The 12464-nt window shown below is 54.7% G+C and carries 15 protein-coding genes; 6 read left to right on the forward strand and 9 right to left on the reverse strand.

What is annotated here, in order from left to right; translation table 11 throughout:
* Positions 1 to 51: 51 nt before the first annotated feature.
* On the forward strand, positions 52 to 300 hold the full coding sequence (locus V3314_RS20290; protein WP_338459567.1) for a hypothetical protein: 249 nt from the start codon (positions 52 to 54) through the stop codon (positions 298 to 300).
* 100 nt (positions 301 to 400) lie between these two features.
* Here the strand turns inward: V3314_RS20290 and V3314_RS20295 are convergent, their stop codons facing one another.
* Positions 401 to 1348: an aromatic alcohol reductase gene (locus tag V3314_RS20295; protein WP_196172687.1), complete on the reverse strand. Its 948-nt coding sequence runs from the start codon at positions 1346 to 1348 to the stop codon at positions 401 to 403.
* Positions 1349 to 1555: 207 nt separating this feature from the next.
* Positions 1556 to 2470: a LysR family transcriptional regulator gene (locus V3314_RS20300; protein ID WP_135002301.1), complete on the reverse strand. Its 915-nt coding sequence runs from the start codon at positions 2468 to 2470 to the stop codon at positions 1556 to 1558.
* Between the two features lie 223 nt (positions 2471 to 2693).
* On the opposite strand from V3314_RS20300, the gene V3314_RS20305 reads away from it, so the two are divergent.
* Genes V3314_RS20305 through V3314_RS20315 form a run of 3 tightly spaced genes read left to right on the forward strand, consistent with a single transcriptional unit; the run spans position 2694 to position 4301 of the window.
* Positions 2694 to 2909 (forward strand): 4-oxalocrotonate tautomerase family protein, encoded by a 216-nt coding sequence (locus V3314_RS20305; RefSeq protein WP_196172689.1) that lies wholly within the window; start codon positions 2694 to 2696, stop codon positions 2907 to 2909.
* Complete coding sequence (locus V3314_RS20310; protein WP_196172691.1) at positions 2906 to 3562, forward strand: DsbA family oxidoreductase; 657 nt, start codon at positions 2906 to 2908, stop codon at positions 3560 to 3562. Before V3314_RS20305 ends, V3314_RS20310 begins: the two co-directional genes overlap by 4 nt.
* A 28-nt stretch (positions 3563 to 3590) precedes the next feature.
* Positions 3591 to 4301: an SDR family NAD(P)-dependent oxidoreductase gene (locus tag V3314_RS20315; RefSeq protein ID WP_196172693.1), complete on the forward strand. Its 711-nt coding sequence runs from the start codon at positions 3591 to 3593 to the stop codon at positions 4299 to 4301.
* A gap of 319 nt (positions 4302 to 4620) precedes the next feature.
* Here the strand turns inward: V3314_RS20315 and V3314_RS20320 are convergent, their stop codons facing one another.
* Both V3314_RS20320 and V3314_RS20325 read right to left on the reverse strand, forming a co-directional pair.
* Positions 4621 to 5604 carry an MDR family oxidoreductase gene (locus V3314_RS20320; RefSeq protein ID WP_046614891.1) on the reverse strand — a complete coding sequence of 328 codons (984 nt, stop codon included), beginning with the start codon at positions 5602 to 5604 and terminating at the stop codon, positions 4621 to 4623.
* Positions 5605 to 5649: 45 nt separating this feature from the next.
* Positions 5650 to 6270 (reverse strand): TetR/AcrR family transcriptional regulator, encoded by a 621-nt coding sequence (locus V3314_RS20325; RefSeq protein ID WP_161797626.1) that lies wholly within the window; start codon positions 6268 to 6270, stop codon positions 5650 to 5652.
* 128 nt (positions 6271 to 6398) lie between these two features.
* On the opposite strand from V3314_RS20325, the gene V3314_RS20330 reads away from it, so the two are divergent.
* A complete protein-coding gene (locus V3314_RS20330) occupies positions 6399 to 7322 on the forward strand; it encodes a LysR family transcriptional regulator (protein ID WP_046614889.1) in 924 nt (307 codons plus the stop codon).
* A 221-nt stretch (positions 7323 to 7543) separates the two neighbouring features.
* On the opposite strand, the gene V3314_RS20335 is transcribed toward V3314_RS20330, so the two are convergent.
* Positions 7544 to 8752 (reverse strand): MFS transporter, encoded by a 1209-nt coding sequence (locus V3314_RS20335; protein ID WP_046614888.1) that lies wholly within the window; start codon positions 8750 to 8752, stop codon positions 7544 to 7546.
* Positions 8753 to 8767: 15 nt separating this feature from the next.
* A complete protein-coding gene (locus tag V3314_RS20340) occupies positions 8768 to 9391 on the reverse strand; it encodes an isochorismatase family cysteine hydrolase (protein ID WP_046614887.1) in 624 nt (207 codons plus the stop codon).
* A gap of 207 nt (positions 9392 to 9598) precedes the next feature.
* Here V3314_RS20340 and V3314_RS20345 point away from each other — a divergent pair, with 207 nt between their 5' ends.
* Complete coding sequence (locus tag V3314_RS20345; RefSeq protein WP_046614886.1) at positions 9599 to 10096, forward strand: helix-turn-helix domain-containing protein; 498 nt, start codon at positions 9599 to 9601, stop codon at positions 10094 to 10096.
* Positions 10097 to 10193: 97 nt separating this feature from the next.
* Here V3314_RS20345 and V3314_RS20350 read toward each other — a convergent pair whose 3' ends face one another.
* The 3 genes from V3314_RS20350 to V3314_RS20360 all read right to left on the reverse strand — a co-directional run bounded on the left by V3314_RS20350 (position 10194) and on the right by V3314_RS20360 (position 12447).
* The gene (locus tag V3314_RS20350) at positions 10194 to 10571 is read right to left on the reverse strand and encodes a hypothetical protein (RefSeq protein ID WP_135002305.1); all 378 of its coding nucleotides are present in this window, start codon (positions 10569 to 10571) and stop codon (positions 10194 to 10196) included.
* A 174-nt stretch (positions 10572 to 10745) separates the two neighbouring features.
* Positions 10746 to 11378 (reverse strand): glutathione transferase, encoded by a 633-nt coding sequence (gene yfcF, locus V3314_RS20355; RefSeq protein WP_338459568.1) that lies wholly within the window; start codon positions 11376 to 11378, stop codon positions 10746 to 10748.
* Between the two features lie 13 nt (positions 11379 to 11391).
* Positions 11392 to 12447 (reverse strand): nitronate monooxygenase, encoded by a 1056-nt coding sequence (locus V3314_RS20360; protein WP_322492617.1) that lies wholly within the window; start codon positions 12445 to 12447, stop codon positions 11392 to 11394.
* Between the last annotated feature and the right edge of the window lie 17 nt (positions 12448 to 12464).

A 12464-nucleotide genomic window follows, 5' to 3' on the forward strand; every position in this document is an offset into this window, starting at 1 on the left:
CGAAGATTGTTTCTCGATGACAGAAGTTAGGAACAAAGGAAAGCTGACTCAATGAGCATACTGGGCGACAGGCAGATCACGATTCCATCTCCTTACGTGGATAGCGTTTTAGCGATGATTGAGCAGCATTTAGTCGAGCTGAGTGCCACCATTGAGGATGACAACGAAAGCAATCCAGCGCGACGTGAAATGGCCGCATTTCGACATATGGCACAGCAGCTCGGTTACGATTTTAAATTTGTTACTAATGCGAATGGTTTCTTCTCCGTATCACGGATCGCTCTGCAGTCCAAACGCTAAAGCTAGAAAAAAGCGGGTATAGAATTCGGCGACTGCTACCGCTTTAAGCAAAAAAGCTTTAACTGCTGTATTTGGCAAGCGATAGCAGTCATAAGTTGAGCTATACCGCTGCGTTGGATTTAAGCCAATCTGCTATAGTAGAAACTTTTACATTTTCCATATAGTTATAAGATACCTCTTTTTTCCACGCTACACCAGCGCCGTTGTCGTTGCCTTGCGCGAATACCAGTCGATATCTTTTCAAAACATTGGCGGGATCCTTTTTGAGCTCGTCCTGCAAGAAAGGAATCGTCCAAACATTCCTTGCAACGGAACAATCCAGCGCCTCATCTACGAGATCTGCCAGCTGACGATAGGAAACGGTATCGCCCGCAGTGTAGATTACTTTGCTGGTAATTTCAGGCTCGGAAAGTACTGCTTTCGCTGTCAACTTACCAATGTCTTGAGGCGTGGTGACAGTAACGGACGTATCCCAGTCGCCAAGTGCATTAACTGTTTTGCTTTCGAGATCTACGACACCAAAGGATGGCTCGAAGAGAAAGCTTGTGAACATACCAGTAGAAATAATCGTCCAGTCGATCCTGCTTTGTGAGCGCAATAGATCACGAACATCAAGTTGCTCGTCGAAGAGTGGCTGAGCGCTACCGCGCCCGATCACGTCGTAGTCAACACCAAACTGCCAAGGATAGTATTTTCTGATACCTGACTCGATAGCTGCCAAGGCCAGCTTTAGCTGAGTGCCTGGACCAGCAGCAAAGCCTACGCAACTAACCACTACCTCAAATTTGGCAAAAGTTTCGGCGATGGTTTCCAGGTTGTCACCCACCACATCCCCCGCAATCACGCTAACCCCAAGAGCATCCAGTTCAGTGAGCAGTTGACTCCGTTGGCTTGAAGAACTGCTGGATGATGTCCTCAGCATTACCGAAACATCTGCCTTTCCGATGGCCACCCCTTGTGCAGATAACTCTCTCAGAACCTCTAGCCCCAATTCACCTGCGCCGAGCACGAGTATCTTGCGCTTGTTAAAAGTAGTCTCATTAGTCATAAAGCCACCTCGTTAGAACTGAAAACCCTCAGTATGAGCAGTCGGCGACTCTTGCAGTCGCTAGTCAGTTAAGGATTTTGGCCAAAAGCATTCATTATGTCTGTGCCGAAACTCGATTTCACAATTGCAAAAAGTCGAATTATGACCGTCGACCACTACCCCCATTTGGCTTTCAACGCTTGGTATGCAGTGAGGAGGTGTGATGGGTTAATTGCCTAGCCCTAATTTTGAGTTTTTAAACAGCTCAATGACCCAGTCTACAAACGACCTCAGCGTCGGTGAATGGTAGCTACTGTGGTGATACATCACTGAGATCGGCACGGGCGGCGCGGTATAACCCTCAAGCACCGAAACTAATCTGCCGGAATTCAAATGGGGCCAAGCCATGTAGCTGCCCACCCGTATCAGGCCAAGGCCTTCCAGCCCGCATGTCACATAGCCGTCTGTGTCATTTACGGTTAGCTTTTCAGGAACTCGAACAAAGACAGGAGCGTCGTTGATCACATAGTGCCATTCGATGGATCGCCCAGTCCTACTAGACAGGTAACCCACTGACTGATGCTTCTGCAAATCGTCCAAGGACCTGGGTACGCCATACGCTTCAAGGTACTGTGGAGAGGCGCACGTTACCCAGTCGAAACTGCCAATTTGCCGAGCTACCAGGCTTGCAGAGTCGAGCGGCACTCCGGTTCGGATCACGCAATCAATGCCTTCCTGCACCAGATCTACGGTCCTGTCACTCAGGCCGATAACCAATTCGACCTCAGGAAATCGCTGCTGATACTCGCGCACTGCAGGTAGAACGAAAAGACGACCTAAAGAATTCGAGATATCCACACGCAATCTGCCTCGCGGGGTGGCGTTCCCGCCCGGAAAGGTGGATTCCGCACGATCAATGTCCGCCAGCACCTGCCGACAATGACGGTAGTAATGCTCACCATCCGCTGTCAGGCTCAGCTGCCGTGTCGTCCGATTGAGCAAGCGGACCCCCAGGTAATCCTCAAGATTCTTGATCATGCGGGTGGCCGATGACGGCATGATCCCCAAGGCCTCAGCTGCTCTATTGAAGCTATTGGTCTCCACTACTCGGGCAAAAACCTGCATTGCTTGCAAACGATCCATCCCAACCCCTTCTTCTGTGCGAAGCACGACTGGCAGCTATAGCCTGCCATAGCTGGGCCCAGGCAGGTACCAGGCCAGAAAATCCTACCCAGTGCCCCGTGATTCGATACACGAGGTCACAAATGAAGTACCTCAGGGCATATTTATCAGTTTGCTCTGAATTCTTAAAGTTTCTCCATCAACTGCTCATCACCCAAATGCACACTTGATAGAGGAACTTCCCATGCCATTCATCAGCGTCCGCATCACTCGTGATGGTGTTACCCGAGAGCAAAAGGCTCAGGTAATAAAGGAAATTACTGAAACTATGGAGCGCGTGCTTCATAAAGACCCTAAGTTGACCCACATCGTGATCGAAGAAGTCGACACTGATAACTGGGGCTACTCCGGCATTACGACTACCGAGTACAGAAAGCAATTGTCGGAGTCAAAGTCATGAAGCACACGGTAAAAATCGACTTCGTTTCTGATGTCGTCTGCCCCTGGTGCGCACTGGGCTCGACTGCCTTGGACCAAGCCATCGCCAACGTAGCCGCCGAAATCGACGTCAAGTTGACGTTTAAACCGTTTGAGCTCAATCCCGATATGCCTGCCGAAGGTGAGGACGCCATCCAGCACATGATTCGCAAGTACGGAAGAACTGCGGAGCAGGTGGCGGCGCGTAATCAGATGATTGTTGAAAGAGGACGGGAGCTCGGCTTTGAGTTCAATCTCCAAAGTCGAACTCACTTTTTCAATACCCATGATGCACATCGCCTGCTGTTCTGGGCAGCGAACGAAGGGCTCCAAAGCGAGCTACACCGAGCGCTTATTGAGGCTTACTTCGTGAACGGGCAAAACCCTAGCAGTCATCAGACGTTGGTGGCGTTGGCTCAGAAAGTCGGTTTGAACGCCCAGCAAGCGCAGGTAGTACTTGAAAGCGGGCAATTCACCGATGAAGTCCGAGCGCTCGAAAATTTTTACTTGGACCGCGGCATAAACTCTGTACCCGCAATGGTACTGAACAATCGGCAAGTCGTCGCAGGCTCACAGTCTGTTGAGTATTACGAGCAAGTGTTAAGGCAGGCGGCACAAGCCGCTTCGTCTAACTGAAAACTTAATCCATCGTAGAGGAAATATCATGAGCAATAATCAAAAAGTCATCATCGTAACTGGCGCATCTCAAGGCATTGGTGCAGGTGTAGTGAAAGGGTTCCGAGCCCTCGGCCACAAAGTGGTAGCGACTTCGCGCTCCATTCAACCATCGACCGATACAGATATCCTGACTGTTGCCGGTGATATTGCGGATCCGGCCACAGCGGAACGAGTTGTGCGCGAAGCCGTGGCCCGCTTCGGGCGCATCGATACGCTCGTCAACAACGCCGGGATTTTCGTCGCCAAACCATTCACCAGCTACACCAAAGAAGACTATGCGCAGGTCGTTGCGACCAATATGAGCGGCTTCTTCTACATTTCCCAGCTCGCCATAGCGGAAATGGAAAAGAATGGTAGCGGGCATGTGGTCAGCGTCACCACCAGCCTGGTTGACCACGCAATCGACGGCGTTCCGTCGGTAATGGCATCCCTCACCAAAGGTGGCATCAACGCTGCCACCAAATCGATCGCGATTGAGTATGCCAAGCGAGGCATCCGCGCTAACGCCGTGTCGCCTGGCATCATCAAGACCCCAATGCATGGCGCCGAAACTCACGATGCCCTGGGCAAGCTGCATCCCGTCGGTCACATGGGCGAGATCAACGACATCGTTCAAGCGATTCTCTACTTGGACAGCGCTTCGTTTGTCACTGGCGAGATCCTGCACGTCGACGGCGGTCAGAGCGCAGGCCATTGATTGACAGAATGCTCATCACCGGCACATTCCGGTGATGAGCAGTTTCTCTGTGAACACTGGTTTCTTAGAAATCGAATGCGCTGCGATAGGCATAAACGCCTGGTCCGCCGCCTGTGAACAGGAATAGTAGGTTAGCCCCCTCGACGAAATCTCCCGCAGCGATGTCATGAAGCATGCCGGCAAAGGCTTTTGCAGAGTAAACCGGATTAAGCAAGATACCTTCGGCCTTAGCTAGAGATGCAATTGCCTCAAGAGTGATCCAGCCCCCAACACGGAGGGCTGGCCTCTTTGAAAGCATCGAGCGTGTTTGGGCTATGGATTAAACGCTGGTATCAACAACGAGGCGTCCGCGAATCTTTCCAGCCAAAAGGTCATCTGCAACAGGGATGACTTCTGAAAGCGGTACTTCCCGTGTTAACTGCCCCAGAACCGACAGATCCAGTTCCGCGTTCAATCGAGCCCATGCCTCGACTCGTTCGGCGTATGGACGTGTCACGCTGTTGATCCCCAAGAGGCTCACCCCCCTCAGAATGAAGGGTGCTACTGTCGCCGGGAAATCCATACCCTGTGCCAGGCCACAGGCGGCAACCCAGCCGTCGGCTTTGGTCTGAGCACATACGTTCGCAAGGGTGTGACTTCCAACCGAGTCAATCGCCGCTGTCCAGCGCTCTTTGCCCAAAGGCTTACCAGGTGTAGATAACGTGTTTCGATCAATCACTTCCGTCGCGCCCAGCCGGACCAAGTGGTCTGCCTCATCTAACCGGCCGGTCGAGGCAATGACCTGATACCCTCGGGCGGCCAGCAGCGCTACGGCAATGCTGCCGACGCCACCATTCGCCCCGGTTACCAAAACAGGCCCTGCATCAGGCTTTAGCCCGGCGCGCTCCAGGGCTATCAGGCTAAGCATGGATGTGTAACCCGCGGTGCCTATCGCCATGGCGTTATGGGGTGTCATCCCCTGCGGAAGAGGAATCAGCCAATCTGCGCTCACCCGGGCCTTCTGGGACAGGCCGCCCCAATGACTTTCCCCAACACCCCAGCCGTTGAGTAAAACAGAATCGCCTTCGCGATAGCGGCTGTCTTCGCTGCGCTCCACCACCCCTACAAGATCAATCCCCGGAATCATGGGAAAGTGCCGGGCGATCGGGCTCCGGCTTGTGATGCAAAGGGCATCTTTGTAGTTCAGCGTACTGTGAGAAACCGCAACGGTGACACTGCCGGCTGGCAATTGGTCATCGGATAGCTCTCTGTAATGGGCCTGCTTAGCGCCTTCCTGGTTCTCCACAACGACTGCATTGAACATAGCGACTCCTTTTAGACCGGCTGTCTAGTAATCGACGATAAAAACTCACCGGGCAATGCCGGCGAGAAATCCCCTGACGAAGATCGACAGTGGGTGGCCACTTTCGCAGAGACGTGCGCGCGTGATTGCGCCCTCCCAGCCAATCCAGAAGAAAGCCGCCAGTTGTTCACACTCCACGGACTGGGCTATTGATAGGTTGGCCTGCGCTTCCTGAAGGCATTGGCTGAGCAGTGCCTCCCAGTCTCGAAAAATCTTCTCTATCTGATCGCGAAAATCATCGGGCAGCAAAGTCACTTCCTGGCCGAGATTGCCTACCAGGCAGCCGCGACGCCAGTTGTACTTTTCCATGCCGATGAGCGACTCCTGCAGCAAATCTTGAATGCGCTCCAACGGCTCTCGATGGGGGTTGAGCAGGATTCGGCGCAGGCGGCGCTCAAAGAACTTTCCGTATTCAGCGAGGACCTCACGCCCGAAGGCATCCTTGCTGTCGAAATAGTGGTAGAAGGACCCTTTCGGTACGGAAACCCGTTTGAGTACCTGTTCAATACCCGTAGTGTTGAACCCTTGCTCGGTCAGCAATTCCACGCCACAACGGATCAATGCACGCCGGGTATCGGGATCGCTACGCGAGATTTTTGGGGGGCGCCCGCGCCTGGGGGCTTTCATTGGAATGTCCATCCAAGGATAATTAGACCGAGCAGTCTAAATGTCAAGCAGCGCTCTCAGGTCAGTGTATCTGCCTACTGCAGAGTCCGGCACCCAGACTCCTACCAGCCCCCGTAAGGATAAATCCTATGAAGCGGCATTTTGACGATTTGCAGTTGGGAAGTATTGAGCTGTTTTGCCTGTCCGCAGAAGCGGGCAGCTTTACTGCCGCAGCTCAGCTCGCTGGCGTTACTCCGGCCGCAGTGAGTAGGTCGATCCTTCGCCTGGAAAAAAGGCTTGGCTCTCGGCTGTTTGCAAGGACTACCCGAAGCATCCGATTGACCGATGCGGGAAAGGATTTTTTCGAGCAGTGCAGCCAGGCGCTCACGCAACTGGTGGAGGCCCAGCAGGCAGTTATGGGCGCTCAAGCAACACCTTCAGGCCGCCTTCGTATCAGCCTGCCTACGACCTATGGGCACCACCGCATCCTGCCGTTGCTGCCAAAATTTCGAGAGCTTTATCCTGAGGTAACCGTTGATATCCACCTCGGTAATCGAAATATCGACTTCGTTGCAGAAGGGTACGATCTGGCGATTCGAGTACGAGCTCAGCCTGACTCCACGATGATTGCGAGGTTGCTGGAGGATGCCAAGTTGGTTGTCGTAGCGTCTCCGGCCTACCTGGAGAAAGTCGGGACACCGCATACCTTGCAGGACCTGGACCAGCATGAATGCATTCAATTTGAGCTTCCGAGTAGCGGGCGGCGTATCTCTTGGCTGTTCCAAGAGGACGGTCGAGAGCGTGAGGTATTTACTGCTGGAAGCTATTCCTGTTCCGACGACGTGCTGGGCGGAGTGACACTTGCCAGGAACGGTGCCGGATTATTCCAAACCTACAAATTCATCGTGGAACAAGAGCTCGCTGATGGGCGACTCGTCGAAGTCTTGAAACCGTTTAGTGGGCGATCAAGGCCGTACACGTTGTTGTACCCTCAAGGTCGTCACATCCCGCAGAGGGTGCGCGCTTTTGTGGATTTCCTGGTTCAGTATCGCGAAAAGTGGGCTTCGCTCTAGCACGAAAGTTGGTCCCCGTTCCGTGTTCGAGTTGGGGCGAACGAAACACGACGCAGGATCCCCATCCAGTTTTGAGAGCTTAATGGGGAGCCAAGCGGATTGGATGCCTCGATTCTTGGATGAGTGTTGCCCCAGCCTGGGAGTTGAATGCCAGCTTACGGCATGGCTGGAAGCCTAAGCAAACCAGCAAAAGATGCGCTGTCCAGTCGTCTTTTAATCGCTCAGAGGCGAACCTCGCCCATCGTCGAGCTCAATTCACGGGGTGCAAGCGCATTGATAACTGTGGCCGCTAAAGACAGCAGAATGCCAACCGCGGCAAGGCCGATCCAGCCGGCCTCGTGCACGCCATAATTCCCCAATGCGGCGCCGATCGCTCCCCCCAGAAAATACGACCCCATGAATACGGTATTTAGCCGACTTCTGGCCTCGGTCCCCAGGGTGAATACGCGTGCCTGGTTGGCAACCAGCCCAGCACGATTGCCCAGGTCCAGCAGCACCATGCCGAGGATCAGCCAGCCAAGATGTTGCCCGCCCGCTGCAATGCATGCGAAGCCCAGGACGAGGGTCATCGCGCCGGCTAGAACCATGGTGTGTCTGCCCAGGCGATCGGTCAGCGTGCCAATACAAGGTGACGCAACGATGCCCAACAACGCGACCAGGCCAAAGAGACCAATGGTAGCAGAGTCGAGTCCGTATGGAGGTTGTGCCAATAGCGCGGCAAGCGAAGCCCACAGCGCACTGAATGCAGCGAACATAAATAGGCCGCTCGCCGCGCAGTAACGCAGCACGCTTTCCTGTTTGACCAGGCTGCCTAACGAACCCAAGAGCCGCCCGTAGCTTATCGTCTGCAGACTCGCGGTGGCGGGCAGGCGCTTGGCAACGATGAACAGCAGTAGGACATCGCTGAGCGAGGCCAGCACGAAGACGACTCTCCACCCCACATGTGCACCGGCGAAGCCCCCGAGCATGCGGGCCAGTAACAGGCCTGCCGAGAGGCCGCTGAGCAGGCTCCCTACGATTCGACCTCGCTCAGCCGGAGTGGCCAACCCCGACAGACAGGGAATGATGAGCTGCGCAGTAATCGCCGTCACCCCGACCAGAAGGCTGCTTATGTACAGCATCATGAAAGTCGGTGATACCGCGCAAAGAAGTAAGGCAACGGCATTTCCCGCGATAGCCAGCAGCGCGAGTTGGCGTGGTTGTCGGCAATCGGCGAGTGGCACGATGAACAGCAGGCCTAGCGCATAGCCAAGCTGCGTCAGCGTGGCGACCAGGCCGGCCTGTGTCGGCGCCATGCCAAACGACGCTGCCATCTGCGGCAGAAGCGGCTGATGGTAGTAGATGGTCGAGACCGCCAGCGCGCAGCACAGAGCCATAAGCGTGACAAGGCGGCTGGAAACTCCCATTGGTGATGCGCAAGAGGCAGACATGACGCAGCTCCTTCACTACTGTTGCAAAGTCTGCACGAGCCCGCAGGTGTCGACGATGCTGTGCGCAAACGTCGGCCCGTTCAGTTCGTGCGCCGCGTGCATCATTTCCTTGCTGAAAGCGGCAGTCGCATCGCGGACCAGCGTGACGTGATAACCCAACTCCATGGCGAAGCGTGCGGTCGATTCGATGCAGGTGTTCGCCAGCAGGCCTACGACGATTACATGTGTTATGCCTCGTTGCTTCAGCTGGAAATCGAGGTCGGTATTGGCGAACCCGCTTTGTCCCCAGTGTTCCTGGATGATGATGTCGCCCTCCTGTGGCACGAAGTCGGGATGCCATTCGCCGCCCCAGGACCCCTTGGCAAAGGTGTGACGTTCCTGGATCAGGCGCTGGGTGGGATTGGGGTGATCCCAGCGGGTGTAGTCGCCGGGCTGCCAGCGCCTATGAGGCACGTAGTACACCTGAATTGCTTGTGCTCGCGCGGCGGCAACGGTCATGCGCAGGTTGTCGAGCAGTCGCACTTCATCCGCAACGCCTCTGAGCATGGAATAAAGCTTGCCGCCATCGGACAGGAAGTCGTTGTAGGGGTCGACCAGCAGCAGAGCGGTCCGCTCCGAGGCATACACAGGATGGGTCATAATGGTGCTCCAGGTGAGAGAGGCGTTCTGGGACGTTTGCTTTACCGGCAAATGCCGCGCTGCGACAGCGCATGCCGCAGAGGCTTCATATTAACTATGAAAATCATAGTGTCAACGAGGATGAGGCTTTGAGCGTTAATCCATGCAACATGGTTAATCTCGCTGCGTTACTATGAAAACAATAGTTTCTACGGAGAAAGCAGCGTGATGTCGATGCTGGACGTGACAAGCGATACGGTGTGCCCGGTGGCACGCTCGATGGATTTGGTGGGCGACAAATGGACCATTTTGGTCCTGCGTGAGCTGTACATGGGCGCGACACGCTTCGAGGAAATGCAGATCCAGACCACGGCTACGCCCCAGATGCTGACTTCGCGCCTGAAAGCGCTGGAGGCGAACGGTCTGGTCGAACGCCGGCCCTATAGCGAAAAGCCTCTGCGCTACGAATATCATCTGACCGACAAGGGCTGGGACTTCTATCCCGTGATCTACGCGCTACGCGCTTGGGGCGAGAAGTGGTGCAAGAACCCGGATGAGGGGTTGGCCGTGCATTTCGTGCACCGCGCCTGCGGCCTTGATGTGGGGGTGGCCAGCGTTTGTCCTCACTGCGGCGACGCTGTGGAACGCAAGGACTTGGAAGCGCTGATCAGCGATCGTTTTCTCGACGAACGCGAGTCTCGTCGTGAAGCCTTCAAGCGGAAGTAGCTGAGGCTAAGAGGCTTTCCTGTACTGACATGTTTGAATTGGAAGTGGACGCTATGAAGGGAAGCGAATAGCTGGGGTCTCGCTCAGTGCCTGAAAACTAAGCGTCCTGAGCCTGAATGGTACCGGCAGGCTCCCTCTCTTCTTTCAATAGGATGATCAAAGCTGCTGCCAGGCCGGCAAGCATGATGGAGACGTACCATAAGGTAACGTACTCACCCGTGTGATCGAATATCCACCCTCTGAAAAATGCGCCGGATGCATCGCCGATCGCGTGCCCGGCAGAGAGTAGAACAAGCGATAGCCCTAAATTCCGTAGACCCAACCGGCTACCCATTAGGCTCGCCGTGACCGGAACCGTGGAGTAGTCAAAAATGCCAAACAAGACGGCGAATGCCAGCAACAGTTCATAGCTGTCACCAATAACCAGCAAAAGCCCGAAGCAGCCGTTGCGCTGGGTACGGGTGCGAACCCACACATCGCTGCGTAGGGTAGTAAATGGGTCTCAATGACCCCACTGGTGATGAAACCTAGGCCGACTACCATCCATGCCGTCAGGGAAATGTTCTGTCTGGGCGGTGCATGGGGCGTCTCCGAATGTTGCCTCATGAATGCCTCTGCGGGCACTCATGAAGGCTAGGCCCAGGCGGGCTCAGTCAATATCAGGCCGAGCTTGAGCCGTCCATTGGACTACCGATGGCCGTTTCCACTGATTTTTCGCATAGGCGGCTAGCTTCGGTGGTACATCGTCACTGTTCATGACCATCCGATTCAGAAGAAGAGCCAGGTCAACATCGACGATGCTCCACTCCTCAAAGAGATTGGCCTCTGGATCTTCTATCAGCGGATCGATCGCTTCGAATAGCCGATGCGCGGCCTGTTGGGCGTTTTCGGATAGCGGATTGTTGGTTGGTCGGTAGAAGATCACAGCAGTGGAGCGCTCTTCACGAATGGGCATGAAATCACTGCGTATCCATGCCTGAAGTTGCCGAGCACGTGCTTTAGCACGGGGAGCACGAGGATACAAAGGCCCGTCGGGGTAAACATAATCCAAGTACTCGGTAATGGCTGAAGATTCAGTCAATGCAAAACCGTCATCAATGATCATGGGCACACGGCGCGTGATCGATAGCTTGGCGTATTCAGCGCTGTTCTGCTTACCAGCGTCGATGTCGATGTTTATGATGTCAAAATCCAGACCTTTCTCCACCAAGGCGACAAATACCGACATGGAGTAGGGGCTGGCGAACAAATGATCGACGTACAACTGAATCTTGGATGACATACCCGCTCCTCGTTCAATGCTCACAGTTGATTTCAGCCGCTAGCAACTTGATCAAAGCTGCTGCTGGCATTTCCCTAGCAAGCGGAGCCCCCTGCCCCGCCCATTGCACCGCGAAATCAAAATTACCTTGCGCGTTTGCTGCGGCATTCAGAGCTTTATTAGCATCGTAGGTGACGGGATATGCCGGTATAGAGGCGTGCTCCGAAGGTAGATCCGTGAAGTTCCGATTGACCATGCCCCGGGCAGGTCGCCCAGAAATCACACTGGTAACCTGGGTGTGATACGCGCGATGGCTTTTCATTGCTTCCCGGTAGGCAGCGTTTGCGGATGTCTCAGGGCAGAGGATAAAGGCTGTGCCAAGCTGCGCACCGCAAGCGCCGAGCGCCATTGCAGCTTTGATCCCTGCCCCATCCATAATTCCGCCGGCCGCTATCACTGGTAATTTGCATCGCGATGTCAGCAACCGAACCAATGCCATGACACCGATCGCATCATCGTTCGCCGGCTCGAAGACTCCTCTGTGGCCCCCGGCCTCGATACCTTGGGCTACGAGCACATGCACGCCAGCGCGCTCAGCCAACTGCGCCTCATCGAGGTTTGTGACGGAGCACATCGTCACGATTCCGGCTGCATTGAGTGCATTGATCATCGACTGGGGAGGAAGACCGAAATGGAAGCTGACTACATCAGGCCGCTCTTCCAAGAGCATCTGCAGCATCGGTACATCTTCTACGAAGGAGGTGTAGATTTCTCTCAGCGAGCTTGGCGGATCAGCGTTGTATTCGGCAAAAAGAGGTGCAAGACCGCGAAGCCAGCCTTGTTCCGAATCCTCATCGCGCTCAGCGGGGCGATGACAAAAAACGTTCACGTTGAACGGTTTGTCCGTCAGCCTAAAGGTCTCGCGGATCATTTCCCTAGCTTGCTCTACCGAACTGGCTCCAATGCCGATTGACCCCAGTCCGCCTGCGTTGGAAACCGCTGCGGCCAATTTGGGCGTTGAGACCCCGACCATGGGGGCCTGGATGACAGGGATTTCGATCTCAAGAAGCGACTGCAGCGGGTTTGGCATCGCGTTTACCTCTGTTA

This window comes from Pseudomonas sp. TE3-3-F2023 (assembly GCF_036784815.1).
Lineage (GTDB): Bacteria > Pseudomonadota > Gammaproteobacteria > Pseudomonadales > Pseudomonadaceae > Aquipseudomonas > Aquipseudomonas pudica.